Below are 26,661 nucleotides of genomic sequence, written 5' to 3' on the forward strand. Positions count from 1 at the left end.
GCTCAGTTGCTCCACAGCCCGGCGGGCTCGTCGGGACCGTGCGGATGCACGTGGTCGTGGTCGGGCTCCGCGTGATGGCCGGCCGGGTCCGGCACCGCGCCGTCGTGGCAGACACCCCCCTGGTGTACGACGACACAACGGGTGATCACCGGCCGCAGCGGACCCAGTTCGTGTGCCACCAGGAGCACCGTCCCGCCGCCGGCGACGAAGTCGCGCAGCGCGCTCGCGAACGCCTCCTGGCTGGCCGCGTCCACCCCGGCGGTGGGTTCGTCGAGGACGAGCAGTTCCGGCTGACCGGCCAGCGCGCGGGCGATCAGGGTGCGCTGCTGCTGGCCGCCGGAGAGGGTGGCGACCGGGTCGGCGGCCCGGTCGGCGAGCCCGACGGCGCGCAGCGCGGCGTCGACGGCGGCCCGGTCGGCTCGGCCCGGCGGGCGGAGCACCCCTCGGCGGGCCAACCGGCCGGAGGCCACCACCTCGCGGACGGTGGCCGGTACGCCGCCGCCGGCGCCCAGGCGTTGCGGGACGTACCCGATCCGCTCCCACTGCCGGAACCGGCGCAACGGGCGGTCGAAGAGGGTGACCGAGCCGGCGCTGAGCGGCACCAGCCCCAGCACGGCGCGGATCAGCGTGGACTTGCCGGAGCCGTTGGCGCCGAGCAGCGCGACCACCTCGCCGGCGGACACGGTGAGCGAGATATCCCGGAGCACGGGACGGCCGTCGTAGCCGACCGTCGCGTGCCGCACGGCGATGACAGGTGTGGTCACGAGCAGCTCAAGGCCGTCCGCAGTGCCTGCAGGTTCGTACGCATCACCGAAACGTAGTCCCCGTTGCTGCCCGCTGCGAGCCCTTCGATCGGGTCCAGCACCGCGGTCTTCGCGCCCACCTGACCGGCGATGGTCTCGGCGACCTTCGGGCTGACCAGCGTCTCGAAGAAGATCGTGGTGGTCTTGTGCTCCTTCGCCTCCTCGATGACCTGTGCGAGCCGCTGCGGGGAGGGCTCGACGTCCGGGCTCAGCCCGGTGATGCCGACCTGGTCGAGCCGGTACCGGTCGGCGAGGTAACCGAACGCGGCGTGGCTGGTGACGATCTCCCGCCGCTGGCAGGTCGCCAGGCCCTGGGTGAACTCGCCGTCCAGGGCCGTCAGGTCGGCGCGTAGCGCCGTGGCGCGCGAGGTGTAGTCGCCGGCGTGGCCCGGGTCGGCCTTGCCGAGCCGCTGGGCGAGCTGGTCACCGATGGCGGCCAGCCGGGTCGGGTCGAGCCAGACGTGCGGGTCCTTGCCGCCGGCGTTCTCCGCCTCGGCGTGCTCACCCTCACCCTCACCCTCGTGGTTGTGGCCGCCGGCGGTCGTGTCCAGCAGCGGTTGCACGCTCGTCACGTCGAACGTCCGGTCGCCGCCGTTCTGCGCGACGGCGTCGTCCACCGCCGGCTGGAAGCCCTTGAGGTAGACGATCAGCTCGGCCTCGGTGACCTGGCCGACCTGGCTCGGGGTGAGTTCCAGGTCGTGCGGCTCGGCGCCGGGCTTGGCGAGGTTGGTCACCCGTACCGCGTCGCCGCCGATCCGTTCGGCGAGGAACTGCAGCGGGTAGAACGCGGCCACCACGTCGACCCGTTGCGGGTCGGCGCCGGCGGGACCGCCGGTGGAGCAGCCGGCCCCGGCGCCCAGGGCGAGCAGGGCGGTCGCGGCGGCCAGGACGCGGGATGTGGTGTGGTTGGTCATGTCGTCAACTGTCCGTGGCAACGATAATGATTGTCAAAAACGCATGATTGCATGTCAGAGCAGCTTCGCGAGGCCCACCGCCACCAGGAGGGCCAGCATCAGCAGCCGGATCATCCGAGTCTGCGGCGCCTGAACCGGCCAGGTCGTCGCCAACAGGGCGATCAGCACCGCCGCGAGAGCGAGCGTCAGCAGCCCGCCGATCACGCCGGGCGTGAAGAACGCCACCAGCACCACCACCAGGGTGAGCAGGAACACCGACGTCGGGTTCGCCCCGGCCAGACGGGCCAGCAGAGGGCGCTGCGTACGCTGCATCCCACAGACTCTACGAGGAGGAACCCCCGGTGCTGGTGACCAACCGGTTCGTGGTCGACGTCGATGTCGCCGACGACTTCACCGAACGGGCGCACGCCGCCCTCACCGCGCTGGCCGCCTGCCCCGGCTACCTGCGTGGCCAACTGGTCCGGGCGCTCGACGACCCCCGGTACTGGTCCCTGGTCACCGAGTGGGAGTCGGTCGGCACGTACCGGCGGGCACTGGGCGCCTTCGAAGTCAAGGTCAGCGCCGTTCCGTTGCTCGCGCAGTCGGTCGACGAACCGTCCGCGTACGAGGCGCTGGCCACCGCCGCGCCCGGCGGGGCCGTGGTCGTCGCCGAGAGTGATCGGGCTGCGGGTCCTTACCGCTGAGCCGCCGGACACTACGCTGCTCCTATGACCGCACCCGCCCCGCCGCCCGGTCCCGGTGTGGCTCCGCCGTTCGCCGCGCCGCCCACCGAGGGCCGACGGACCCGGCTCTGGATCGGCCTCGGCGTCGGCGCGCTCGCCGTACTCCTCTGCTGCGGCGGTGGCGGCACGGCCGTCGTCGGCCTGGCCGTCAGTGGGGTGCAGGCCGTCCGGGAGCAGGGCCGCACCGTGACCGGCGACTACTACCAGGCGTTGGTCGAGAAGGACTACGGGCGGGCGTACGACCAGCTCTGCGACGACGCGCAGCGGCGCGAGTCGCGCGCCGAGTTCGAACGACGGGCCGCCGCCGAGCCCCAGGTGGCAGCCTTCCGGGTGGGTGAGGTGGACACCACCAACCTGACCGTCCCGGTCGACGTGACACTCGACGGCGGCGACCGGGAGCAGCAGCAGGTCGATCTGGGCCAGGACGGCCAGACCGGAGGTATGGAGGTCTGCGGGGTGAGCTGATCCGCCCCCGGTATTCTGCTGGGCTTGGGGTGACGGTGGTCGTACCGTTGTCCCGAACCGACCGTTCCATCCACATCTCGCCCCCGCCGACCGCCAGCCGGCGTAGGAGGAAACATGCCAGTCGACCGTATCGACGCCGTCGTCAGTCTCGCCAAGCGCCGAGGCTTCGTCTTCCCCTCCAGCGAGATCTATGGAGGCACCCGATCGGCGTGGGACTACGGTCCGCTCGGCGTGGAACTCAAGGAGAACGTCCGCCGGCAGTGGTGGAAGACCATGGTCCAGCAGCGTGACGACGTGGTCGGTCTCGACTCCGCCGTGATCCTGGCCCGCAAGGTGTGGGAGGCGTCCGGCCACATCGCCGAGTTCGTCGACCCGCTCACCGAGTGCCAGTTCTGCCACAAGCGCTTCCGGGCGGACCACCTGGAGGAGGCGTACGCCGAGAAGCACGGCAAGCCGCTGACCTCGCTCGCCGAGCTGAACTGCCCCAACTGCGGCAACAAGGGCACCTTCACCGAGCCGAAGATGTTCAACGGCCTGATGAAGACCTACCTGGGCCCGGTGGAGAGCGACGAGGGGCTGCACTACCTGCGCCCGGAGACCGCGCAGGGCATCTTCGTCAACTACAAGAACGTCGAGACGGTCGCCCGCAAGAAGCCGCCGTTCGGCATCGCGCAGACCGGCAAGTCGTTCCGCAACGAGATCACCCCGGGCAACTTCATCTTCCGGACCCGCGAGTTCGAGCAGATGGAGATGGAGTTCTTCGTCGAGCCGGGCACCGACGAGCAGTGGCACGAGTACTGGCTCCAAGAACGCTGGAACTGGTATCTCGACCTCGGCCTGTCGGCGGACAACCTGCGGCTCTACGAGCACCCGAAGGAGAAGCTCTCCCACTACTCGAAGCGCACCGTCGACATCGAGTACCGCTTCCAGTTCGGCGGCACCGAGTTCGCCGAGCTGGAGGGTGTCGCCAACCGCACCGACTTCGACCTCTCCACGCACAGCAAGCACTCCGGCGTCGACCTGTCGTACTTCGACCAGACGAAGAGCGAGCGTTGGATGCCGTACGTCATCGAGCCGGCCGCCGGTCTGACCCGCGCGGTGCTCGCCTTCCTGCTGGAGGCGTACGACGAGGATGAGGCGCCGAACACCAAGGGCGGCGTGGACAAGCGCACCGTGATGCGGTTCGACCCGCGGCTGGCCCCGGTGAAGGTGGCGGTGCTGCCGCTGTCCCGCAACGAGGCGCTGTCGCCGAAGGCGAAGGACCTCGCCGCACTGCTGCGCAAGCGGTGGGTGGTGGAGTTCGACGACTCGCAGGCGATCGGCCGCCGCTACCGCCGGCAGGACGAGATCGGCACCCCGTTCTGCGTGACCGTCGACTTCGACACCCTGGACGACAACGCCGTGACGGTGCGCAACCGGGACACCATGGCCCAGGAGCGGGTTTCCCTGGACCAGGTCGAGCGTTACCTGATCGAGCGCCTCCCCGGCTGCTGAGACGGTGGGCACGGGGCCCCGGCCGACGCGGAAAGCGCCGGTCGGGGCCCCGTACACTTGTGCGGTGACTGCGTCGACCGTGCCCGCGCTGCGCCCGCTGACCCTGGGGCCGCACCAGGTGTGGCCCCCGGTGGTCCTCGCGCCGATGGCGGGGATCACCAACGTCGGGTTCCGCCGGCTCTGTCGGGAGCAGGGCGGCGGCATCTACGTCTGCGAGATGATCACTACCCGGGCGCTGGTCGAGCGGAACCCGAAGACGCTGCGCATGATCGCCTTCGGTGACGACGAGAAGCCGCGCAGCCTCCAGCTCTACGGCACCGATCCGGAGATCACCGCGGCGGCCGTGCGCATCGTCGTGGAACGCAACCTGGCCGACCACATCGACCTCAACTTCGGCTGCCCCGTACCCAAGGTGACCCGACGTGGCGGCGGCGCGGCGCTGCCCTGGCGGCGTCGGCTGTTCGCCCGGCTGGTGAAGGCCGCGGTCGCTGCCGCGTCGCCGGCCGGGGTGCCCGTCACGGTCAAGATGCGCAAGGGCATCGACGAGGACCACCTGACGTACGTCGAAGCCGGGCTCGCCGCCCAGGACGCCGGCGTGGCCGCGGTGGCCCTGCACGGGCGGACGGCCGCGCAGCGCTACTCGGGCACCGCCGACTGGGACGCCATCGCCACCCTGAAGCAGGCCCTCGACGTGCCGGTGCTCGGCAATGGCGACATCTGGGAGGCCGACGACGCGCTGCGGATGGTCGCGCACACCGGCGTCGACGGCGTCGTGATCGGGCGTGGCTGTCTGGGCCGGCCGTGGCTCTTCGCCGACCTGGAGGCCGCGTTCAACGGTCGGCCGGAGCGGCGGCTGCCCACCCTCGGCGAGGTGGCGGTGACCATGCGCCGGCACGCCGAGCTGCTGGTCGACCAGTTCGTGGCGGGCGCGCGCAACCCGGCGCGGGGCGAGCGGGACGGCTGCACCGACTTCCGTAAGCACGTCGCCTGGTACCTCAAGGGCTTTCCCGTCGGCGGTGAGCTGCGCCGCTCGCTGGCAATGATCGAAAGCCTGGCCCAGCTCGACGACCTGCTCGGCAAGCTAGACCCGGCGGAGCCGTTCCCGGTCGCGGCCCTGGGCCAGCCGCGCGGGCGTACCAACTCGCCGGGCAAGGTCTTCCTGCCCGACGGCTGGCTCGCCAGCCGGGACGACGACACCGTCCCCGAGGGTGCCGAGATGGACGACTCCGGCGGCTGAGCCGCTCCGCGACCGGTGAGCGGACGGTGGTGGTCCCGTCCCCGCCCGTGGCCCGCTGCCGTGGCCGGCAGCCTGATGCCCGCGGTCCGCTGCCTGCGGCCGGCTGACGTTGGCGGCCGCGCCTGATTCGTTGACGACATCAACTCCAGGGGACTAGCGAGGTACACCCGCCCCCCGGGACATGCCGAAGGGCCGGGCCCCGGTTGGGGTCCGGCCCTTTCGGTGTGTGGGTGTGTGGGTCAGCTGGTGGAGTAGCCGCGGGTGGCGATCCAGTCGGCGAGGTGCTCGACGCTGATCCAGTAGGAGGCGGTGTCGGGGTTGGCGGAGTCGGCGATCTTCACGGTGTTGCCACCGTCGCGGTAGCCGACGACGCTGATGTAGTGCCCGCCCTCGAACGAGTGGGTGTTGCCGTCGGTGTCGGTGCTGGTGCCGGCGATGTTGGCGACCACGGCCCGTCCGTCGTCGACGGTGGTGACGATGTCGGCGCGCAGCTTGTCGGTCTGCGTGGCGTCGGCGTTCGGGTTGGGGATCTCGACGGAGTGGTAGGCGTTGGGCTTGCCGGTTTCCTTGTTCAGCACGGGGGTGATGTCGTTGATGGAGTTGGTGCCGGCCTCGGTGGTGCCCATTTCCTTGGCCATGTCGTCGACGTTGATGTTCTTGCCCTGTACGGACAGGGCGTTGCGGGTGGCGGCGGGGCCGCAGTAGTAGAAGTTCGGCTGGGCTTCGTAGCGCACGGCCAGTTCCCGCTCACCGCTCTTGCGGTCGGTGTGGGTGTGGGTGTGGGTGCTCGGTGTGGTCTGCGACGCGGCGTAGGCGGCGGTGACGGGGCCGGCGATGGCGCCGCCGGTGAACGCGAGGCCAGCGGCGGTCAGGGCGGTCTTACGGATCAGATCGGTACGCATGATGGCGTGCTCCTCTGCCTGTCGGGGGATACCGCAACGGCCGTGCCACGGGGGGTGCGTGCCGGTGCGGGGGAAGTTCAAGGGGAATCTGCCCGGCGACCCACAGGGGGGCCGGCGTCGGGACAGGATGTAACGGTCCGCAGCGGCGGATCATTCCGCCAGACCGTCGGGCCTGTGGTGCTCGGCTGTGCCGGGGTGTAACCGGGGCGGCCTGGCCGGTGTTCCCGGCGACCGCCGTGCGCCAGCGACCGTGCAGTCGCGGTGGCGTGCCAGGTATAACGACCCCGGCCCGCCGCCGATTCCGTCGGGCGGGTGGCCTTGACCACGGGACGGTGACGGTCAGACGGGACGATATGCGCGCCGGGCATCCCGACAAAACGGACAGGCGGCGTGATCGATTTCGGGTCGGTTATGTCGCTGTCTTCCGATGCCGGGCGGGCGGGGACACCCCGACATCGGCGAAGCCGAGTTGGATCAGGGGCCTATGTCGGGTTGACGTCCTCGCGCGTCGGGGTGCGCTGGGTGGGGACGGTCGGTGCGGACGGCCAGGGGATCTCGGGGGCGCGGTGGAAGGTGACGCCGGCGGTCGTCCAGCGCGGGCCGTGCCCGGCCAGCCGCTCGCGGAAGTCGTCCCAGTCGTGCGTGGCCCGGGGTGACCAACCCAGCTCGGCGATGGCGGGCAGACGGGGCAGCAGCATGAACTCGATCTCGGCGAGCGAGGTGACCGATTCGGTCCAGAGCGGGGCTTCCACGCCGAGTACGGCCGTGGCGGGTACGCCGGCAACGTGTGTGGCGGGATCCCAGTCGTACGCCCTCCGCACGTCGATCAGACCCGCCCAGTCGTGCCCGATCGGGGTGTCCGGGGCGTACTTCATGTCCAGGTAGGCGTGGTTGCCGGGGGAGACGATGAGCCGTGCACCGCGGCGTACCGCCTCGGTCGTCGTCGGGTCATCGCCGCCGTTCGTGCCCCACCACTGCAGGACCCTCCCGTCGACGTGCCCGGCCGGCGCGAGCTGGTGCCAGCCGACGACGGTCTTGCCGAGCCCGGCCACGATGCGCTGCACCCGCTCGACGAAACCGGTGTACACCTCACCCTTGACCTTGAACGCCTCGTCGCCGCCGATGTGCAGCCACCGGCCAGGGCTGAGCGCGGCCACCTCACCGAGCACGTCGGCGATGAAGTCGTACGTCCGCTCGTCGGTCGGGTCGACGTAGCTGAAACCGACCTCGGTGCCGGTGTACGGCGGGGGTGCGACCTTGTCCGGCGCCAGTTCCGGGTACGCGACGAGCGCCGCGTTGGTGTGGCCGGGCAGGTCGATCTCCGGGACGACGGTGATGTGGCGGTCGGCCGCGTAGGCGACGATCCGCTGGTAGTCGGCCTTCGTGTAGGACCCGCCGGGCGCCCCACCGACCGCCGTCGTTGCGCCGACGGCGGTCAGCTTCGGCCGGGAGTCGACCGTGATGCGCCAGCCCTGGTCGTCGGTGAGGTGCAGGTGCAGGTGGTTGAGCTTGTACCGGGCGAGGTGGTCGACGACGCGCAGGACGTCCTCGACGGTGAAGAAGTGCCGTGCCACGTCGAGCATCGCGCCCCGGTACGGGAATCGGGGAGCGTCGGTGATGGTGCCGCCGGGCAACGTCCACCGTTCGCTGACCGGGGTCGGGCTCTCGATCGACGGCGGCAGCAGCTGACGCAGGGTCTGCCCGCCGTAGAAGAGGCCGGTGGCCGTGGCGGCGGTGATGGTGACGCCGGCGCGGGTCACGGCGAGCCGGTACCCCTCGGCGCCCAGACTGTCGTCGCCGACCAGCGTGAGGGTAATGCCCCCGTCTTGCGTCGGTCGGGGTGAATCGGTGACCGGCAGCGGGTATCCGGTGGCCGGGCGCAGCAGGTCGGCGAGGTGCGTGGCGACCGTCAGCGCGCCCGGGTCGGCGCTGGCCACGATGACCGCGTCGGGTGGCAGCAGCCAGTCGTCGGTCGGAGCCGGCTCGACCTGCCGCGGGGCGGGTACGACGTCGGACAGCCGGATCGGAGTCGGTGGGGCGAGCAGATCGCCGGCGGACCGCTCGGCGGCCCGGGCCAGCGCGGCAGCGTCCGGTTCGTGCGACGGCAGCGGCACCGGGCCGGTGGGTCCGGTCGCGCCGGGGGTGAGACCGGGGGAGGGAATGGTCGACACGGCAGCGACTCCGAGGGGTGTATTCGCGTCGGTTATGGCAAAAGTGAGGTTCGCCGGCTGGCGTGCCGTCAAGCGTACGGCGCTCGGCCGGGATGCGTGATCCTGCGCGTGGAAGCGTTCCCAAAAACCGGTACGAACGCGGATAGTCGTGATGGCTGTGCCTATTGTCACCGAACGGTCGCAGCCCACTCGATGTTCGCTTAACCTTCGCCCTGAACCTTCGTTAAGTGTCAATCCCGGCGCGCGTGGGAGGCTCTGGTGGCATCGCAAGAGACCGTCGATCACAAATACGTCTACGACTTCTCCGAGGGCAACAAGGACCTCAAGGACCTGCTCGGCGGAAAGGGCGCCAATCTCGCCGAGATGACCAACCTCGGCCTGCCGGTGCCCCCCGGCTTCACGATCACCACCGAGGCCTGCCAGGCGTACCTCGCGACCGGTCGGGAGCCCGACGGGCTCGCCGGTCAGATCGAGAGGCACCTGGAATCGTTGGAGCGCGCCATGGGCAAGCGCCTCGGCGACCCGCAGGATCCCCTGCTGGTGTCCGTCCGCTCCGGCGCGAAGTTCTCCATGCCCGGCATGATGGAGACCGTCCTGAACGTCGGCCTCAACGACCAGAGCGTGGAAGGTCTCGCGCGGCAGGCCGGCGGCGCGACCGGCCAGGCCGCCTCCGGCGGCGCGACCGGCCAGGCCGCCTCCGGCGGCGCGGACAGGTCCGCGTGGGATTCCTACCGGCGACTCATCCAGATGTTCGGCAAGACCGTCTGCGAGGTGCCGGGCGAGGAGTTCGAGCACGCCCTCGACGAGATCAAGAGCGCCAAGGGTACGCACAACGACCTGGATCTGGACGCCGACGACCTGCGCGGGCTGGTCGACGCGTACAAGAAGATCTTCCTGAAGCACACCGGCCGGGAGTTTCCGCAGCAGCCGCGCGAACAGCTCGATCTGGCCATCCGTGCCGTCTTCGAGTCGTGGAACGCCGAGCGCGCGGTGCTCTACCGCCGCCAGGAGCGGATCCCGGCCGACCTCGGCACCGCGGTCAACGTGGTGAGCATGGTGTTCGGCAACCTCGGCCCGGACTCCGGCACCGGCGTCGCGTTCACCCGCGACCCGGGGAGCGGGGCGCAGGGCATCTACGGCGACTACCTGGCCAACGCCCAGGGCGAGGACGTGGTCGCCGGCATCCGCAACACGGTGCCGTTGCAGGAGCTGGAGCAGCTGGACAAGTCGTCCTACGACGAGCTGCTCGGCATCATGGCCCGGCTTGAGGAGCACTACAAGGATCTCTGCGACATCGAGTTCACCATCGAGCGCGGCAAGCTGTGGATGTTGCAGACCCGGGTCGGTAAGCGCACGGCCGCCGCCGCGTTCGTCATCGCCGGGCAGCTCGTCGACGAGGGTCTGATCGACCTGGACGAGGCGCTGCACCGGGTCAACGGCGCGCAGCTCGCGCAGTTGATGTTCCCCCGTTTCCAGATCGACCACGAGTTCGAGGCGGTCGCCACGGGCATCGGCGCCTCGCCCGGTGCGGCGTCCGGCACGGTCGTCTTCACCTCGGCGCGGGCCGTGGAGCTGGCCGCCGAGGGGCAGTCGGTGATCCTGGTCCGCCGGGAGACCAACCCCGACGACCTGAACGGCATGATCGCCGCCCAGGGCATTCTCACCTCCCGTGGCGGCAAGACCAGCCACGCCGCCGTGGTGGCGCGGGGCATGGGCAAGACCTGCGTGTCCGGTGCCGACGCGATCGACGTGAACGTGCCGGCGAAGCGGTTCACCGTGGCCGGACAGACCGTCAACGAGGGTGACGTCGTCTCCATCGACGGCACCACCGGCAAGGTCTACCTCGGTGAGGTGCCGGTCATGCCGTCGGAGGTCGTGCAGTACTTCGAGGGCAGCCTCGACCCCGAGCACATCGACAACGCGCTGGTCCGGGCCGTACACCGGATCATGACGCACGCCGACGGGAAGCGGCGGCTCGCGGTCCGCACGAACGCCGACACGGGCGCGGACGCCGCGCGTGCCCGGCGTTTCGGCGCCGAGGGCATCGGGCTGTGCCGCACCGAGCACATGTTTCTCGGCGATCGGCGGGAGCTGGTCGAGCGGCTGATCCTGGCGCGGGCCGAGGGTGAGCGGGAGGCGGCGCTGGCGGCGCTGCTGCCGTTGCAGCGGGACGATTTCGTGGAGATTTTCCGGGAGATGGACGGGCTGCCGGTCACGGTCCGGCTGATCGATCCGCCGCTGCACGAGTTCCTGCCGCCGTTGGAGCAGCTCGCGGTCAACGTGGCGGTCGCTCAGGAGCGCGGCGAGGACGTGGCCAAGGAGGAGGCGCTGCTCGCGGCCGTCCGCCGGATGCACGAGGAGAACCCGATGCTCGGGTTGCGGGGCGTCCGCCTCGGCCTGGTCATCCCGGGTCTGTTCGCGATGCAGGTGCGGGCCATCGCCGAGGCGGCCGTCGCCTGCGCCCGGGGCGGCGGGGTGGCCAAGCCGGAGATCATGGTGCCGCTGGTGGGTGCCGTGCAGGAGTTGGAGACCGTCCGCGCGGAGGCCGAGAAGATCATCGCCGAGGTGGTCGGGGACAGCGGCGTCGAGGTGCTGATCGGCACCATGATCGAGGTGCCCCGGGCGGCGCTGACCGCCGGGCAGATCGCCGAGGCGGCGCAGTTCTTCTCCTTCGGCACCAACGACCTGACCCAGATGGCCTGGGGCTTCTCCCGCGACGACGTCGAGGGCGCGTTCTTCTGGCGCTACCTGGAGTTGGGCATCTTCGGCATTTCACCGTTCGAGTCGATCGACCGCGACGGCGTCGGCCGGCTGGTGCGGATCGCCGCCGAGGAGGGCCGGGCGGCCCGCCCCGGGCTGAAGCTGGGTGTGTGCGGCGAGCACGGCGGCGACCCCGACTCGGTGCACTTCTTCCACGAGGTCGGGCTGGATTACGTGTCCTGCTCGCCGTTCCGGGTGCCGGTGGCGCGGCTGGAGGCCGGCCGGGCGGCCGTGGAGACCGGCGGGTCGGACAGCCGCTGACGTGGGCCGGCGGCGGACCGGGCGACCGGCCGCCGTCGGCACCGACGCTGAGATCGGCGGGCGACGCTCAGATCGGTGGGCGACGCCAGGTCGGTCGGGCCGAGCGGCGCAGCTGCGTGGGCAGGGTCGCCATCGGGGTACGCACGGCCAGCGGGGCGTGCGCGTCCGGAACGGGGGTGGCGCCGATCCCGCCGCCACGGGTGTCCAACACCGAACCGGCCCGGCGGGCCACCGCCCGAGCCTCCTCGTGCAGCGCCTCCAGGTCCTCTGTGGCCGACGCGGTGACCAGGGTCAGCAGGGCGGTGCGCCCCGCCGGGTAGGTCACCACGCAACCGGCGCTGGTGCGTACCACCGATTCCCGGAACTCGCCCCGGCGGACGGTGTCGGCCACCCGGTGGCCGAGCCCGAAACTGGCCGCGGCGAGCGCGGCGAGATGGGTGGCGTCGGTGCTGGGCAGGTCGCTGGAGATGAGCAGTCCGTCGGTGCCGGCCAGGACGGTGCCGGTGACCTCGGGGCGGCGTCGGCGCAGCCCGCGTAGTTCCGTTCCCACCACCGTGTCTGCGTCCACGAGATTGTCCCCTTACCGGTCGGGCTCTGCGCGTCGGTCGGCTGGTCACGTTCCGCGCTGGGAACGCTACCGGCGGCCACCCTCCGTCCGCGAGCCCGTAACCGTCGGCAATCGGTCGACAACTGCCGGCCGATCGGCGGTTGTGGACCCGCTACCGATGCGTCGCGGGCGGGTCGAGCGGGGTCGGCGGGCGTAACCTTGGCACGCTCGCACACGGCTGATTGCGTATGCCGGAGAACGGGAAGGGTGACTGAATGACCAGCGTCTGGGAGAGCCTCACCGTCGATGCCCGCGATCCGGCCCGGCTGGCCCGTTGGTGGGCCGAGGCGCTCGGCTATCAGATCGTCGCCGAGAAGCCGGGTGGCGTGGAGATCCGCCAGTCCGCGGACCGGTCTCCCGCTCTGTTCTTCGGTCTCGTGACCGAGGGCAAGGAGCGCAAGAACCGCCTGCACCTCGACCTGCGCCCCACCGATCGGGAGGCCGAGGTCGAGCGTCTGGTCGACATGGGCGCCCGGCACGTCGACATCGGCCAGGGCGACGTCGACTGGACGGTGCTGGCCGACCCCGAGGGCAACGAGTTCTGCGTCCTGCGTGAGCAGTGAGCCGGACGCCCGGCTGGTCGGGGAGTCGCCCAAGGACACCGGGCACCGCCGGTCACCGTACGAGCGTGACCGTGCCCGGGTGCTGCACTCCGCGGCGTTTCGTCGGCTGGCCACCAAGACCCAGGTGCACACCGCCGGGACGGACGACTTCCTGCGTACCCGGCTGACGCACTCGCTGGAGGTGGCGCAGATCGCCCGGGAGATGGGTGCCCGGCTGGGCTGCGACCCGGACGTGGTGGACGTCGCCGGGCTCGCCCACGACCTCGGGCATCCGCCGTTCGGGCACAACGGCGAGGCGGCGTTGGACCTGCTCGCCACGCCCTGCGGTGGCTTCGAGGGCAACGCGCAGACGCTGCGGGTGCTGACCCGGCTGGAGGCGAAGGTGCTCGCCCCGGACGGCTCGTCCGCCGGCCTGAACCTGACCCGGGCATCGCTGGACGCCATCGGCAAGTACCCGTGGCCGCGCCGTCCCGGGCAGCGCAAGTTCGGGGTGTACGCCGACGACCGGGCCGTCTTCGACTGGATCCGGGCCGGTGCGCCCGGCGACCGGCGCTGCCTGGAGGCGCAGGTGATGGACTGGGCCGACGACGTCGCGTACTCGGTGCACGACGTGGAGGACGGCATCCACGGCGGGTACGTCACGCTGCGCCCGCTGCTCGACGACGCCGACGAGCGGGCGGCGCTCTGCGCCGACGTGGCCGCCACGTACTCCGGGGAGTCCGCCGCCGACCTGGCCGACGTGCTGGTCGCGTTGCTGTCCGACCCGCTGCTCGCCCCGCTCGCCGGCTACGACGGCAGTCACCGGGCCCAGGTGGCCCTGAAGGCCACCACCAGCGGGTTGACCGGCCGGTTCGTCTCCGCCGCGGTCGCTGCCACCGAGGAGCGCTTCGGCCCCGGCCCGCACCGCCGTTACGCGGCCGATCTGGTGGTGCCGCGCCTGGTCCGGGCCCAGTGTGCCCTGCTCAAGGGCATCGCGTTGCGCTACGTGATGCGCCGTTCCGGCTTCCGGGGCCGCTACGAGCGGCAGCGCACGATGCTGGCGGAGTTGGTGGCCGCGCTGGTCCGGCGCGCGCCGGACGGGCTCGATCCGATCTTCGCGCCGCTGTGGCGGGCCGCGCCGGACGACGCCGCCCGCCTGCGGGTGGTGATCGACCAGGTCGCCTCGCTCACCGACCCGGCGGCGGTGACCTGGCACACCCGTCTGGTCGGCGACAGCGCATCGGGCGACTTAGGTTAACCTAACAATATGACGGTCACCTCGGTCCGGGTGCTGCGCACCGAGCGACCCACCCCGCATCTGATCCGGCTCGTCCTCGGTGGGGACGCGCTGGCCGATCTGCCGGTGGGAGAGTTCACCGACCACTACATCAAGCTGGTCTTCCCGCAGCCCGGCGTCGCGTACCCGCAGCCGCTGGACATGGCGGTGATCCGCCGGGACCTGCCCCGCGAGCAGTGGCCCCGGCTGCGCGCGTACACCGTGCGGCGCTGGGATCCGCTGGCCGAGGAGTTGACCGTCGACGTGGTGCACCATGGCGACGAGGGGCTCGCCGGGCCGTGGGCCGCCGCGCTGCGCCCCGGCGACCCGGTGCACTTCGTCGGCCCCGGCGGGGCGTACGCGCCGAGCCCGGACGCGGACTGGCACCTGCTGGTCGGTGACGAGAGCGCGCTGCCGGCCATCGGCGCCGCCCTGGAACGGCTGCCGCTCGGCGCCCCGGCCCACGTCTTCGTGGAGGTCGCCGACCCGACGGACGAGCAGAAGCTGCTCAGCCCCGGTGCCGTCCAGCTCACCTGGCTGCACCGCGGCGGCCGCCCGGTGGGCGAGGCGCTGGTGGCGGCGGTACGGGAGCTGGAGTTCCCGCCCGGGCAGGTGCACGCCTTCGTGCACGGCGAGGCGACCTTCGTGCGGGAGTTGCGCCGGCTGCTGCGCGCCGAGCGGGGCGTGCCCGCCGACCGGCTGTCCATCTCCGGTTACTGGCGGCGCGGCATGGACGACGAGGGGTGGCGCTCCACCAAGGCCGACTGGAACCGGCAGGTGGCGGCCGAGGAAACCTCCGCTCTTCCGGCTTGAGCGGGGGTCAGGCTTGCCGTTCGTCGAGGCCCGGGGCCGAACCGGGCAGCCCGATGGAGCGGGCAACGTCGAGCATCCGCCTGTCGTAGGTGACCAGGGCGGTCAGCGCCGGACCGATGATCTGCGCGCTGGCGACGTGAATGGCGTCGAGCGTCCTGACTCCGGCAGGCAGTAACGCAGCAGTGTCGCGCACCTCCTCGGTGAGGAGGATTTCGGTGAAGGTGCGCACGAGATCACTCATTGTGTCCGGAAAGTCGCCGACGCGGTCCAGCGTTCGGACGGTTTCCACGAAACCGATGGTGCTCGTCGCCATTGGCAGGCCGGGATGGGTGGCAAGGAAGTCCCGCAACTCGGACGCGTACGAGCGGCCCGAAACCAAGGTGATGATGGCGGACGCGTCGAGGTAGATCACCGTTCGTCCTCGGCTCGCTCGCCGAGAAGCTGGTCCAGCGGAGACATGTCGTCGGGTATGGCATATCGGGCAACGCGGTCGAGGTCGCTCGTGGTCGTGGCCTTGAGCTTGATCGCACCCTTGGCCACGAGCGGAGCGTACCGTCCCAGGGTGCCCGAGCCCGGCAGCAGCACGGCGATCACCTTGCCGTGTCTGGTCACCTCGATCGTCTCGCCTTGCTCGGCCCGGGCGAACATGCCACTCGGGTTGTACGAGAATTCGCGAACGGAGACACTGCTCATTCCTTCACCCCCCACATGTACCTACATGCTGCTCATCGTACCCACGTGAGTGCCAGGTGTGGCACGTTGAATGCCAGTAGAGGACCAGCCCGCAGAGCGTCCAGGCCACCACCGGGCGACGGTGACCGCCACACCCGGCGTCCCCCGGCGGGCACGTCGTCGGTCCGGCAGGGCAGGATGTACGGCGAGGGGGTGGCGCATGGCTGGGCGGATCCGGGACGAGGACATCGCACTGGTCCGGGAACGCACCTCGATCGGGGATGTGATCTCCGAGACGGTCACCCTGAAGTCCGCCGGTGGCGGCAACCTCAAGGGTCTGTGCCCGTTCCACGACGAGAAGAGCCCGTCGTTCAACGTCTCCCCGGCCCGCAACGTCTGGTATTGCTTCGGCTGCGGCGCCGGTGGTGACGCGATCAAGTTCCTGATGGACGCCGACCACCTGAGTTTCGTCGAGTCCGTCGAGCGGCTGGCCGGCCGCGCCGGCATCCAGCTGCGCTACGTGGAGGACGACCGGGGCACCCCGCGTCCGCGTCCGCAGCAGGGCCAGCGGCAACGTCTGGTCGTCGCGCACGCCGCCGCCGTGGAGTTCTACCGGGCGCAGCTCAGCACCGCCGGTGCCCGGCCGGCCCGCGAGTTCCTGGCCCAGCGGGGCTTCGACCGGGCCGCCGCCGAGCGCTACGGCTGCGGGTTCGCGCCCGAGGGCTGGGATCCGCTCACCAAGCACCTGCGCCAGCAGGGCTTCACGCATCAGGAGATGGTGACGGCCGGGTTGTCCCGGGAGTCCCGCTCCGGCACGCTGATCGACCGGTTCCGCCGCCGGCTGCTCTGGCCGATCCGCGACCTGGCCGGCGACGTGATCGGCTTCGGGGCGCGCAAGCTCTTCGACGACGACGACGGCCCGAAGTACCTGAACACCCCCGAGACGCCGATCTACAAGAAGTCGCACGTGCTCTACGGCATCGACCAGGCCAAACGGGAGATCGCCAAGCAGGGTCGGGCGGTGATCGTCGAGGGATACACCGACGTGATGGCCTGCCACCTGGCCGGCGTGACCACGGCGGTCGCGACGTGCGGCACCGCGTTCGGCGCGGACCACATCGGTGTGCTGCGCCGGCTCCTGCTGGACACCGACTCGGTGGCCGGCGAGATCATCTTCACCTTCGACGGTGACGCCGCCGGTCAGAAGGCCGCGCTGCGCGCCTTCTCCGACGACCAGCGCTTCGTCGGCCGGACGTTCATCGCGGTCAGCCCCGACAACATGGACCCGTGCGAGCTGCGGCTCGCCAAGGGCGACCTCGCGGTGCGCGACCTGGTCGCCCGGCGCGAGCCGCTTGTCGACTTCGCGCTGCGGCACGAGATCAGCCGCTTCGACCTGGACACCGTCGACGGCCGCGTCGAGGCGATGCGCCGCGCCGCGCCGCTGGTCGCGCAGCTGAAGGACCGGGAAAAACGCCCCGAGTACGTCCGCAAGCTCGCCATGGACCTCGGCATGGAGATCGAGCCGGTGCAACGGGCGGTGCTCGCCGCCGCCAACACCCCGCCGTCCGGCGGCCGGGACGGCGCATCCGCCGCGCGGCCCGCCCCGGCCCGCCCCGAACCGGTCCTGGACAGCCCGCAGTCGATGGTCGAACGGGAGGCGCTGAAGCTCGCCCTCCAACAACCGGTGCTGGCCGGGCCGATGTTCGACGCGGTCGAGGCAACCGAATACCGCCACCCGGTGCACGTCGCGGTCCGCACGGCCATCGCGGCGGCCGGTGGGGCCGCGTCGGCGACGGGTGGCGCGGTCTGGATCGAGAAGGTCCGCGACTCCTGCGACGATCTGGCGTCGGCGGCGCTCGTCGGCGAGCTGGCCGTCGAGCCGGTGCGGATCGACGGCGAACCGGATCCGCGCTACGTGTCGATCACCATGGCACGGGTGCAGTTCGGGTCGGTGACCGCCCGCATCCGGGACCTCAAGTCCCGGATCCAACGCATCAACCCGGTGAACAACAAGGACGAGTACTTCGCCGCCTTCGGCGAGCTGCTGTCACTGGAGCAGCACGCCCGGGCGCTGCGCGAGCAGGCCGCGGGAGGGCTCTAGATGGGACTGTTCAGCCGCAAGCCGAAGCTGCCCCCGGCCGACCGGCCGCCGCTGGCCGCCGACGAGCGGGTGCTCGCCTGGGCGGCGGCCGGCAACGGCGAGGGCGACGGCGTGGTGGTCGCCAGCAACCTCGGGCTGTGGCTGCCCGGCCGGGGCCACCGCCTCGGCTGGCACGACATCCTCAAGGCGGTGTGGTCCGGTCGGGAGTTGACCGTCACGCCCACCGAGCACGTCGCCGAACGCGACGGCTACGCGCTGGTCGCCGACGGCCCCGCCGAGACGTACCTGCTGCTCGACCCGGGTGAGCTGCCGCACCAGGTGCGGGCTCGGGTGACCCGCTCGGTCGCGTACACCGAACACCACCGACTGCCCGGCGGCGCGGCACGGGTCGCGGCCCGGCGGGTGGCCGGGGTCGACGGTCTGACCTGGACCGTCCGGCTCGACCCCGGCACCCCGGCGGACGACGTGGCCCTGCTCGCCGAGACCGACCATCTGGTCACCGTCGCCCGTGCCGCCACCGCACCGGTCGACGGCTGACCGGCCTCAGTTGGCGCCGAGATCCTTCAGCGCCTTGTCGGCGCCCCGGTGCAGCGGCACCGGCTCGGTCCGGCGGGCGGTCTCCAGGGAGATGCCCTTGGCCGCCGGGTTCCCCTGGGCCAGGGCGTCGCGCTTGTCGAACACCGTGCGGGTGATGGCGCAGGCGACGTTGGCGTCCAGATCCTTGCGGACCAGCAGCACGTTCGGCACCACGATGGTCGGCGTGTCGGTCGCCGTCCGGTAGGCGTCGCGGCCGATCGTGCCGGCCTGGTAGGCGGGGCTCAGCTCGGCCATCTTCGGCAGCAGGGGCGCGAGGTCGACGAGTGTGACCTTGTCGCCGGCCGTGGTGAACAGGTCGGTCAGGCCACCGGTGGGCAGGCCACCGGACCAGAAGAACCCGTCGACGCTGCCGTCCTTGACGCCCTCGACCGTCTTGGTCAGGTCGAGCCGCTGCGCCTTGACGTCCTTGGCCGGGTCGAGGCCGGCAGCCTCCAACAGCCGATTGGCGATGACCTCGGTGCCGGACTTCGGGGAACCGGTGGAGATCCGCTTGCCCCGCATCCCGGCCACCGAGGTGATCCCGGAGTCGGTGCGCACCACCACCTGCGTGTAGTTGTCGTAGATGCGGGTGAGCGCCTCGACCGGCTGCGGCGCGCTGAAGCTGCCCTTGCCCTCGACCGCGTTGACCGCCGTGTCGAACAGCGAGAACGCCACGTCGTACTGGCCGCCGACCAGCAGCGCCGCCGCCTGCGGCCCGAGGCCGGTCTTCATGGTGGTCGCCGTGATGATGCCGGCGGCGGCACAGACGGCGGTCACCGCGAGCACGCCGCGTACGCCGGTGTACGAGTGCGGTCACCAGCCGGGCCGGGGTGAGCCGGTACGTCCGGTCCGCCGTGCGGGTCCAGGAAGGACAGCGCGACCGCCAGGAGGGTGGCGAAGACGACCGCCCTGGTCGCGGACACCCCCACGGCCCGGGGGTAACCGGCGCGGCGCAACAGCGGCCAGGTCACCGCGCCGATGCTCACCGTCGTCGCCGCGCCGAAACCGGAGACGGTAAGACCCGCCGGGCGCGATCCGATCGGTGACTCGCGGTATCGAGTCGAAGGGCTGCCTGCCGCACCAATTAGCGCGGCAGGCAGCTCTTCAATTCGGGGTGCGGCTCACCGACGGACCCGGCGTCGCTCTGGTCTCGACAGACCAGCTCACAGCCCCGCGCAGCGACAACGCAAAGACCCTGACGTCCCGGGAGAGTCATCAATCGAGATGCCGCGCATTACAATCACCGGAGGGAAGGATGTGGAGCCGGATTTGGGTTAGAGCCAGAGCCTGATCCGCCGCGGTGGAGGTGGGACAGGTTTGCAGGGGAAGCCTGACCCGCAGTGGAATTACTTCCTGCGAACATCGCACCAGGATTCCTAATCGATACCAGGCTTGCTGCTGCCTCGACAACAGCGGCACCGTGCAGTCGGGTCATTTTCCTGTAGAAATCCATGTCTTGTGGACTCGCAACCCCCCTGCTGGACGGCGCCCCGCCAGGTATCGGCACACCGTGAGCACCCCCTCGCGCGCCCTGACCCACGCTCGAGGTGACGGGCTGCCGATACAACGGAGTGCTGTTCGCCAGCCTATTCCAGTCAGCCAACTTTACATTTTGATCACACCAGATCAGTTGGGGTTTTGGGGGCTCCCCAGAGTAGCCAAATCGGAAACCGAGCTTCTCCATAGCCCGAACTTCGTCCAGATCTTCAACTACGACATTCCCGAAGCGCCAAATTTTTTGATAAAGTGAATTGTTAACTGTGGCCGACGGCATGTTAGTTCTGTGCTGAGTTTGCCATTGGTTGATATCCGATATCAAACTTACAACCGACTTTCGCATTTCATCCCTCTCGTGACCATGTAGTGACTCGTCGTTCACGGCTGCTGCAGCGTTGCAGCACCACCGTTGGGTCGGTGACAAGATTTTCTTTCTTGTAAAGAAACGTGAAAATGGCCCTCCAGGTTCATGCCAGGTCGTGGGTCGCCCGTTCGGCGCTGCTCGGCTCGGTGCTGCCGGGCGGGGTGGGTTCGGCTGGCGCTCGCGGTCGGGGTGGCGCGCCATCGGTGCCCGCGGCCGACCCGCCGACGGGAGAGTTGCCTGGTCGGACGGGTGGCGACGAACCATCGGGCGAGCTGATGGGCGACACAAAGGGACGATGCACGTCGATCGGTCGACCGGTGGGGCATCGACCGGCGTTTCGGTGGCGGTGCCCGGGCGGCAGCGCGTCCGGCTGGTCGCGGGAGCTATGTGCGTGGAGGGCTGTCGGACCCGGCGGTTAGGGTCGGGCGGTGACTTCGGGGCGATCACTGATTGAGGCTCGCGGGCTGGTGAAGCGGTTCGGCGACTTCACCGCCGTGGCCGGCATCGACGTCGAGGTGCGCTCGGGGGAGGCGTTCGGCTTCCTCGGGCCCAACGGCGCCGGCAAGTCCTCCACCATGCGGATGGTCGGCTGCATCTCCCCACCGAGCGGCGGCGAGCTGCGCATCCTCGGCATGGATCCGGTGGTCGACGGGCCGGCGATCCGGGCCCGGCTCGGCGTGTGCCCACAGTTGGACAATCTCGACCCGGAGCTGACCGTCCGGGAAAACCTGACGGTGTACGCCCGCTACTTCGGCATCGCGCGCCGGGCGGCCCGCGAGCGGGCCGACGAGCTGCTCGACTTCGTCCAGCTCAGCGAGCGGGCCGACAGCAAGGTCGAGCCGCTCTCCGGTGGGATGAAGCGCCGGCTGACCATCGCCCGAGCGCTGGTCAACGATCCCGAGATCGTGCTGCTCGACGAGCCGACCACCGGCCTGGATCCGCAGGCCCGGCACCTGGTGTGGGAGCGACTGTTCCGGCTCAAGCAGCAGGGCGTCACGCTGGTGCTCACCACCCACTACATGGACGAGGCCGAGCAGCTCTGCGACCGGCTGGTGGTGATGGACGGCGGGCGGATCGTCGCCGAGGGCTCGCCCCGAGCGCTCATCGAGCAGCACTCCACCCGCGAGGTGGTCGAGCTGCGCTTCGCCGCCGAGTCGCAGGAGCCGTTCGCCGGCAAGCTCGACGGGCTGGGGGAGCGGGTGGAGGTGCTGCCCGACCGGGTCCTGCTCTACGTGCCCGACGGCGACGCGGCGGTCGCCGAGGTCTCCGCGTTGGGGCTCAACCCGGCGAACGTGCTGGTGCGGCGCAGTGGCCTGGAGGACGTCTTCCTGCACCTGACCGGCCGCACCCTGGTCGACTGACCGCACCGCCGGGCTGATCGTTGGCGGTTCAGCCGCCACATCCCCGGCGTGTCGTACCGCTGAGCTGCCAACGATCACCGCTCATCGCGTCCGGGCCCAGGTGAGGAAACGGTCGGTCAGCCCGTCGTGCCCGGCGAGGTCCCCGGTCGCCTCGTCGAGCAGCGTGGCGAGGTAGATGAGCAGGCCGATCCGGTTCTCGCGGTATTCGCCCAGCAACGCCAGGCGGGCCGGCGAGCAGGGCCACGCGGCGCCGCAGACCCGGCAACGCCAGGACGGGCGCGCCGCCACGTGCGGACGGTAGCGGGGCATCGGAGCCTCCCATGGTCGTGAGCCGGCCGGGCGAGTCGTACCGGGGTGGGTGGGAGCGCCCCGGATCGGGGGTCACGGGGCGCTCCCGGCCTGGTTCCGCCCGTCGTCCGATCCCGTGAGCGGTCCCGCTGCGTGACAGTCTGCTGAGCAGCCGACTACCGTGGGAGGTTCCGCGCGCCGACGACCAGCGCGTACGGCGATCGGCCCGGCGCGGTACGGGAATGTACGGAGGCTGTCCGTGGAGAGTTCGTCCATGCTGGAGCACTTCGCGGAGGAGCTACGGCTGGCCCGGGCCACCAGTGGCATGTCCCAGGCGGCGTTGGCCGAGGCGTTGAGCTATTCCGGGGCGCTGGTCGCCAAGGTGGAGACCTCCGAGCGTCGACCGAGTCTGGACTTCGCGCGGCGGTGTGACGCGGTGTTCGCGGCCGACGGGCGGTTCGAGCGCATCCAGCGGCGGATCAGCCGGGAGGCCGTGGTGCCCTGGTTCCGTGACTGGGCCGGCATCGAGCAGGAAACCACCGCGCTGCGCTCGTTCGAACCGCTCTACGTGCCGGGTCTCGTGCAGACCGAGGGCTACGCCCGCGCGATCCTTGCCGGTGCCGGCCTCTTCGCGGCGGACGAGGTGGAACAGCAGGTGACCGCGCGGCTCGACCGGCAGGCGGTGCTCACCCGAGACCGGCCACCGCTGCTCAGTCTGGTCGTCGACGAGTTCGCGCTACGCCGCCGCGTCGGCGGGCCGGAGGTGATGCGCGAGCAGTTGCGCCACCTCGTGAAGCTCGGCTCGGCCCTGCCCCGGGTCCGAATCCAGGTCGTGCCGCTGTCCGCCGGTGCGTACGCTGGGCTCGATGGTCCCTTCGTGATCGCCACCGCAGCCACCGGTGAGGATGTCGTCTACCTGGATGGGCAGCGCCACGGGCAGGTGATCGACCGCTCCGAGTACGTGCGGCAGATGGTCGAGGTGTGGGAGTCGATCCGCGGTGAGGCACTATCGCAGCAGCAGTCCCTCGACCTGATCGCGGAAGTGGCGGAGACATGGAGCTGAACGGCGCTCGGTGGCGCAAGAGCAGCCGCAGCAACGGCAGCGGCGGCAACTGTGTGGAGGTTGCCGACAACCTGCACGGGCTGGTGGCCGTTCGCGACTCGAAGGATCCGGGCGGTCCGGTGCTGGTCTTCGCGCCCGACGCCTGGCGCGCGTTCGTCGGGCCCGGTGCCGTCCGCCAGTTGTAGCGGGCAGCGCTCCTCGGAGATCTTGGTACGACAGTGCCTCTCCAGGGGCGGTGTCGTACCAAGATTTCGGCCCCGCCCACTCGGACCGGGTCATGATCAAATCAGGATCGCCGATCTCGGGGGTGTCCCGCTGCGGACACCCCGTTTGCAGTGACCCGAGCCGATCAGTGCGCCCGAAACCCGGACGACACGTCGACGGGGTCGCCGTAGGGTGACCGGCGGTCTGTCGTACCCCGGAGGTAGACAGGTCGGGGACGGGGGGTGGTCGTGGTGAGCGTTGTGCAGCGGGCGCGGGTCCCGTGGGTGCCGGCGTGGGCCGTGTTCGAGCACTACCTGGTCGGTCTGCGGCGCACGTGGCGGGCGGGGGTGTTCTCCTCGTTCCTGCTGCCGGTGCTGACCGTGCTGGGCTTCGGGTTCGGCGTCGGCGCGTACATCGACCAGGGTGTCGGCGGAGTGCGTTACCTCGACTGGCTGGTCCCGGGGCTGATCGCGTCGACCGCGCTCCAGGTGGCCGTGGGCGATTCGACGTGGCCGGTGTTCAGCAACTTCCGGTGGGTCAAGACCTACTTCGCGCAGGGCGCGTCGCCGCTGCGGGTGGGCGACATCGTCGCCGGGCACCTGGCGTTCGTGCTGTTCCGGGTGCTCACCACGATCGCGGCGTTCCTGCTGGTGACCGGGCTGTTCGGGGCGCTGCGCTCACCGTGGGCGGTGGCCGCCCTGCCGGTGGTCGCGCTGCTCGGGCTCGCCGTGGCCGCGCCGACCTTCGCGTACGCGGCGTCGGTGTCCAGCGACAGTTGGCTGGCGATGCTGTTCCGGTTCGCGGTCATCCCGATGACGCTGTTCGCCGGGGTGTTCTTCCCGGTCGAGTCGCTGCCCGAGGCGTTGCGCTGGCTGGCGTACGCGACGCCGCTGTGGCACGCCGTCGACCTGTGCCGGGCCGCCACGCTCGGCGTCGCACCGCAGTGGTCGATCGTCGGGCACCTGCTCTACCTGGCCGCCTGGGCGGTCGCCGGGTGGCTGCTGGCGCTGCGCGCGTTCCGTCGCAAGCTCGTCGTCTAGGGAGGGTTCGTGCTCACGCTGGTCCTGCCCCGGCTGGTCGACGTCTCCGCCGCGTCCCGGCGGTCGGTGTCGGTGGTCGAACGCAACGTCGCGGCGTTGAAGTCGGTCTACTGGCTGTTGCTGCTCTCCGGCTTCGTGGAGCCACTGCTCTACCTGCTCTCCATCGGGATCGGTGTCGGGGCGCTGGTCGGTGACCTGCCGTTGCCCGACGGGCGGCTGGTCTCGTACGCCGAGTTCGTGGCCCCGGCGATGCTCGCCTCGTCGGCGATGACCGGGGCGCTGGCGGAGACCACGTTCAACTTCTTCGGCAAATTCAAGTACATGAAGCTGTACGACGGGATGATCGCCACCCCGGTGCGGCCGTTCGAGATCGCCCTCGGGGAGCTGGGCTGGGCGATGCTGCGGGGCAGCGCGTACTCGGCGGCGTTCCTCGCGGTGATGGTCGCGTTCGACCTGACCACCGTGGTCCGGGCGCTGACCGCTCTGCCGGCGGCGGTGCTGGTCGGGTTCGCGTTCGGCGCGCTCGGCATGGCGGTGTCCACCTTCATGCGCAGTTGGCAGGATTTCGACCTGATGGGCTCGGCGCAGTTCACCCTGTTCCTGTTCTCCGGCACGTTCGTGCCGGCGCAGGCGTACCCGATGCTGCTGCACTGGCTGATCGAGGTCACTCCGCTGTACCGGTCGGTGCACCTGATTCGCGACGTGACCCTCGGCGTCGGTGGGTGGGCGTGGCTGCTCGACGTGCTCTACCTGCTGGTGCTGGTGGGGGTCGGCCTGCGGGTGGCGTCGCGACGGATGGGCAGGTTGCTTTACCCGTAGTGGTTACGCGCCGTCGTCGACGGGGCATGTCGGAGGTGACAACACCGACGATGAGGAGGGGCGATGGCCTCGGACGAGTCTTCCGCCCACCAGGCCCGTGAACGCGACGACGCCAGCGCGCCGGTCGGCCCCGACGCCGGCCCGGACAGCCCCACCGACCTGCCCGGCAGTGGCTGGAAGGCGGCGATGCGCCGCACGGTATCCGAATTCCAGGACGACAGCCTGACCGACTGGGCGGCGGCGCTGACCTACTACGGCGTGCTGTCCATCTTCCCGGGCCTGCTGGTGTTGATCTCCATCCTCGGCCTGCTCGGCACGAGTGCCACCAACGGCGTGCGGGACACCGTGAACCAGGCGGTGCCGGCCGGCAGCATCCGGCAGATCATCACCGACGCGATCGGCACGGCGCAGGACAACGGCGGCCTGGCCAGTGTCGCGGCGATCATCGGTCTGGTGGCCGCGTTCTGGTCGGCGTCCGGCTACATTGGCGCGTTCATGCGCGCCTCGAACACCATCTACGACGTGCCCGAGGGCCGGCCGATCTGGAAGACGCTGCCGATCCGGCTCGGCGTGACCGCGGTGATCGGGGTGCTGCTGCTCGCCGCCGCGGTGATCGTGGTCTTCACCGGTCGCCTCGCCGAATCGGTCGGTGACGTGATCGGGCTCGGCGCGACGGCGGTCACGGTGTGGGACGTCGCGAAGTGGCCGGTGCTGCTGATCATCGTCAGCCTGATGTTCGCCATCCTCTATTGGGCCTCGCCGAACGCGCGGCACGGCGGTTTCCGCTGGGTCAGCCCGGGTGGGGTGCTGGCCGTGGTGATCTGGCTGGTGATCTCCGGTCTGTTCGCCCTCTACGTGAGCAACTTCGGCTCGTACAACAAGACGTACGGGGCGCTGGCCGGGGTGATCATCTTCCTGATCTGGCTCTGGCTGAGCAACATCGCGATCCTGCTGGGCGCCGAGTTCGACGCGGAACTGGAGCGCGGCCGCGCCATCTCGGCCGGTCACGCGGTCGACGACGAGCCGTACGTCGAGCTGCGCGACGACCGCAAGCTGCGGAAGACCCGCCGGGCGCAATCCGATCGGTGACTCGCGTTATCGAGTCGAAGGGCTGCCTGCCGCACCAACTGGCGCGGATCGCTCACGCGGCTCTTCTGTATGCATGGGTCAAAGGTGTTTATCCGGACTAACGGGGCGCGCCGGCACGCATTGTGTTCTACATCACTCAATCCCCCTGCATGGATCACTGTGGGTGATCAGCCCTGCTGGCGATTGCTAGCTCATTGACGTCCGGCGACGAACTGCTCACGTCGTGTGCTGACTTCCTCGATCTATGAGTGGTCGGGGCTGTGGGAACGCCTGGCGGCTGGCTATGGTCCGTGCCTCTGCTCCTTGATCGATTGGGTGTGACGTGGACCGTCGGTGGCGCCGTGGGCTGGCTTTGTGGGTGGCGGCTTTGACGACTGCCGCGACGGTTGTCGCACCAGGAGCGGGTCGCGCCGCCGCCGCCCCGGCCTGCGCGGGCGTGGCCGGCTCTGACGCTGAAGCCTTGGCGTTAGCCGCCTCCTGCGACACGCCGGTGGTGGTGGACGGTTCGCGAACAGAGCTTGCGCAGGTGACAGCCCAACCGGATGGCAGACTGCGGTTTGAGGCCTCGGTCGTTCCTCAGCGCACTCGCAAGGCCGGTCATTGGGTGAATGTTGATCTGA

At 70.5% G+C, this 26,661-nt stretch carries 26 protein-coding genes and 1 pseudogene; 16 read left to right on the forward strand and 11 right to left on the reverse strand.

Annotated features, from left to right (window positions below; all coding sequences use genetic code 11):
* Window positions 1-2: 2 nt before the first annotated feature.
* From O7620_RS01560 to O7620_RS01570, 3 genes are read right to left on the reverse strand one after another with little or no spacing between them, the layout of a single operon-like run.
* On the reverse strand, window positions 3-764 hold the full coding sequence (locus O7620_RS01560) for a metal ABC transporter ATP-binding protein (RefSeq protein WP_151489106.1): 762 nt from the start codon (window positions 762-764) through the stop codon (window positions 3-5).
* On the reverse strand, window positions 761-1,717 hold the full coding sequence (locus O7620_RS01565; RefSeq protein ID WP_278121439.1) for a metal ABC transporter substrate-binding protein: 957 nt from the start codon (window positions 1,715-1,717) through the stop codon (window positions 761-763). The genes O7620_RS01560 and O7620_RS01565 overlap by 4 nt, the downstream gene beginning before the upstream one ends.
* Window positions 1,718-1,771: 54 nt before the next feature.
* A complete protein-coding gene (locus tag O7620_RS01570) occupies window positions 1,772-2,029 on the reverse strand; it encodes a hypothetical protein (protein ID WP_278121440.1) in 258 nt (85 codons plus the stop codon).
* A gap of 29 nt (window positions 2,030-2,058) precedes the next feature.
* On the opposite strand from O7620_RS01570, the gene O7620_RS01575 reads away from it, so the two are divergent.
* The 4 genes from O7620_RS01575 (at window position 2,059) to dusB (ending at window position 5,635) form a co-directional block, all read left to right on the forward strand.
* The gene (locus tag O7620_RS01575; protein ID WP_151489109.1) at window positions 2,059-2,400 is read left to right on the forward strand and encodes an antibiotic biosynthesis monooxygenase; all 342 of its coding nucleotides are present in this window, start codon (window positions 2,059-2,061) and stop codon (window positions 2,398-2,400) included.
* A 24-nt stretch (window positions 2,401-2,424) separates the two neighbouring features.
* Window positions 2,425-2,904 carry a hypothetical protein gene (locus O7620_RS01580; RefSeq protein WP_151489110.1) on the forward strand — a complete coding sequence of 160 codons (480 nt, stop codon included), beginning with the start codon at window positions 2,425-2,427 and terminating at the stop codon, window positions 2,902-2,904.
* Between the two features lie 114 nt (window positions 2,905-3,018).
* On the forward strand, window positions 3,019-4,398 hold the full coding sequence (locus O7620_RS01585) for a glycine--tRNA ligase (protein ID WP_151489111.1): 1,380 nt from the start codon (window positions 3,019-3,021) through the stop codon (window positions 4,396-4,398).
* Between the two features lie 64 nt (window positions 4,399-4,462).
* Complete coding sequence (gene dusB / locus O7620_RS01590) at window positions 4,463-5,635, forward strand: tRNA dihydrouridine synthase DusB (protein ID WP_151489112.1); 1,173 nt, start codon at window positions 4,463-4,465, stop codon at window positions 5,633-5,635.
* Between the two features lie 239 nt (window positions 5,636-5,874).
* Here the strand turns inward: dusB and O7620_RS01595 are convergent, their stop codons facing one another.
* Both O7620_RS01595 and O7620_RS01600 read right to left on the reverse strand, forming a co-directional pair.
* Window positions 5,875-6,537: a C39 family peptidase gene (locus O7620_RS01595; RefSeq protein WP_278121442.1), complete on the reverse strand. Its 663-nt coding sequence runs from the start codon at window positions 6,535-6,537 to the stop codon at window positions 5,875-5,877.
* 482 nt (window positions 6,538-7,019) lie between these two features.
* Window positions 7,020-8,699, reverse strand: coding sequence for a beta-N-acetylhexosaminidase (locus O7620_RS01600; RefSeq protein ID WP_278126810.1), 1,680 nt, complete (start codon window positions 8,697-8,699; stop codon window positions 7,020-7,022).
* A 267-nt stretch (window positions 8,700-8,966) separates the two neighbouring features.
* Between O7620_RS01600 and ppdK the strand changes: the two genes are divergently transcribed.
* On the forward strand, window positions 8,967-11,729 hold the full coding sequence (gene ppdK / locus O7620_RS01605) for a pyruvate, phosphate dikinase (RefSeq protein WP_278121444.1): 2,763 nt from the start codon (window positions 8,967-8,969) through the stop codon (window positions 11,727-11,729).
* A 67-nt stretch (window positions 11,730-11,796) separates the two neighbouring features.
* Here the strand turns inward: ppdK and O7620_RS01610 are convergent, their stop codons facing one another.
* A complete protein-coding gene (locus O7620_RS01610; RefSeq protein ID WP_278121446.1) occupies window positions 11,797-12,297 on the reverse strand; it encodes a roadblock/LC7 domain-containing protein in 501 nt (166 codons plus the stop codon).
* A 254-nt stretch (window positions 12,298-12,551) separates the two neighbouring features.
* On the opposite strand from O7620_RS01610, the gene O7620_RS01615 reads away from it, so the two are divergent.
* From O7620_RS01615 to O7620_RS01625, 3 genes are read left to right on the forward strand one after another with little or no spacing between them, the layout of a single operon-like run.
* Window positions 12,552-12,899 (forward strand): VOC family protein, encoded by a 348-nt coding sequence (locus O7620_RS01615; RefSeq protein WP_151489116.1) that lies wholly within the window; start codon window positions 12,552-12,554, stop codon window positions 12,897-12,899.
* Window positions 12,889-14,136 carry a deoxyguanosinetriphosphate triphosphohydrolase gene (locus O7620_RS01620; RefSeq protein WP_278121448.1) on the forward strand — a complete coding sequence of 416 codons (1,248 nt, stop codon included), beginning with the start codon at window positions 12,889-12,891 and terminating at the stop codon, window positions 14,134-14,136. The genes O7620_RS01615 and O7620_RS01620 overlap by 11 nt, the downstream gene beginning before the upstream one ends.
* Window positions 14,137-14,145: 9 nt before the next feature.
* Complete coding sequence (locus tag O7620_RS01625; protein ID WP_278121449.1) at window positions 14,146-14,967, forward strand: siderophore-interacting protein; 822 nt, start codon at window positions 14,146-14,148, stop codon at window positions 14,965-14,967.
* Between the two features lie 7 nt (window positions 14,968-14,974).
* Here the strand turns inward: O7620_RS01625 and O7620_RS01630 are convergent, their stop codons facing one another.
* A complete protein-coding gene (locus O7620_RS01630) occupies window positions 14,975-15,379 on the reverse strand; it encodes a type II toxin-antitoxin system VapC family toxin (protein WP_278121451.1) in 405 nt (134 codons plus the stop codon).
* Window positions 15,376-15,660, reverse strand: a complete 285-nt coding sequence (locus O7620_RS01635) for a type II toxin-antitoxin system Phd/YefM family antitoxin (RefSeq protein ID WP_151489120.1) — start codon at window positions 15,658-15,660, stop codon at window positions 15,376-15,378. Before O7620_RS01635 ends, O7620_RS01630 begins: the two co-directional genes overlap by 4 nt.
* 177 nt (window positions 15,661-15,837) lie before the next feature.
* On the opposite strand from O7620_RS01635, the pseudogene dnaG reads away from it, so the two are divergent.
* Window positions 15,838-17,740, forward strand: a pseudogene (gene dnaG, locus O7620_RS01640) (DNA primase).
* The gene (locus O7620_RS01645) at window positions 17,741-18,277 is read left to right on the forward strand and encodes a hypothetical protein (protein WP_278121453.1); all 537 of its coding nucleotides are present in this window, start codon (window positions 17,741-17,743) and stop codon (window positions 18,275-18,277) included.
* Window positions 18,278-18,283: 6 nt separating this feature from the next.
* Here the strand turns inward: O7620_RS01645 and O7620_RS01650 are convergent, their stop codons facing one another.
* Window positions 18,284-19,102, reverse strand: coding sequence for a TAXI family TRAP transporter solute-binding subunit (locus O7620_RS01650; RefSeq protein ID WP_278121454.1), 819 nt, complete (start codon window positions 19,100-19,102; stop codon window positions 18,284-18,286).
* Window positions 19,090-19,302, reverse strand: a complete 213-nt coding sequence (locus O7620_RS01655) for a hypothetical protein (RefSeq protein ID WP_278121456.1) — start codon at window positions 19,300-19,302, stop codon at window positions 19,090-19,092. The genes O7620_RS01650 and O7620_RS01655 overlap by 13 nt, the downstream gene beginning before the upstream one ends.
* A 1,303-nt stretch (window positions 19,303-20,605) precedes the next feature.
* Here O7620_RS01655 and O7620_RS01660 point away from each other — a divergent pair.
* A complete protein-coding gene (locus O7620_RS01660; RefSeq protein ID WP_151489124.1) occupies window positions 20,606-21,538 on the forward strand; it encodes an ABC transporter ATP-binding protein in 933 nt (310 codons plus the stop codon).
* 81 nt (window positions 21,539-21,619) lie between these two features.
* Here the strand turns inward: O7620_RS01660 and O7620_RS01665 are convergent, their stop codons facing one another.
* Entirely contained in the window at window positions 21,620-21,847 is a 228-nt protein-coding gene (locus O7620_RS01665; RefSeq protein WP_151489125.1) for a flavin reductase, read from the reverse strand.
* A gap of 238 nt (window positions 21,848-22,085) precedes the next feature.
* Between O7620_RS01665 and O7620_RS01670 the strand changes: the two genes are divergently transcribed.
* The 5 genes from O7620_RS01670 (at window position 22,086) to O7620_RS01690 (ending at window position 26,041) form a co-directional block, all read left to right on the forward strand.
* Window positions 22,086-22,889: a helix-turn-helix transcriptional regulator gene (locus O7620_RS01670; protein ID WP_278121458.1), complete on the forward strand. Its 804-nt coding sequence runs from the start codon at window positions 22,086-22,088 to the stop codon at window positions 22,887-22,889.
* Entirely contained in the window at window positions 22,880-23,074 is a 195-nt protein-coding gene (locus O7620_RS01675; RefSeq protein WP_278121459.1) for a DUF397 domain-containing protein, read from the forward strand. The genes O7620_RS01670 and O7620_RS01675 overlap by 10 nt, the downstream gene beginning before the upstream one ends.
* Before the next feature lie 261 nt (window positions 23,075-23,335).
* The gene (locus O7620_RS01680) at window positions 23,336-24,133 is read left to right on the forward strand and encodes an ABC transporter permease (protein WP_151489127.1); all 798 of its coding nucleotides are present in this window, start codon (window positions 23,336-23,338) and stop codon (window positions 24,131-24,133) included.
* Between the two features lie 9 nt (window positions 24,134-24,142).
* Entirely contained in the window at window positions 24,143-24,952 is an 810-nt protein-coding gene (locus O7620_RS01685; protein ID WP_151489128.1) for an ABC transporter permease, read from the forward strand.
* A gap of 63 nt (window positions 24,953-25,015) precedes the next feature.
* The gene (locus O7620_RS01690; protein ID WP_151489129.1) at window positions 25,016-26,041 is read left to right on the forward strand and encodes a YihY/virulence factor BrkB family protein; all 1,026 of its coding nucleotides are present in this window, start codon (window positions 25,016-25,018) and stop codon (window positions 26,039-26,041) included.
* The last annotated feature ends 620 nt before the right edge of the window (window positions 26,042-26,661 follow it).

This window comes from Micromonospora sp. WMMD710 (genome assembly GCF_029626045.1).
Lineage (GTDB): Bacteria > Actinomycetota > Actinomycetes > Mycobacteriales > Micromonosporaceae > Micromonospora.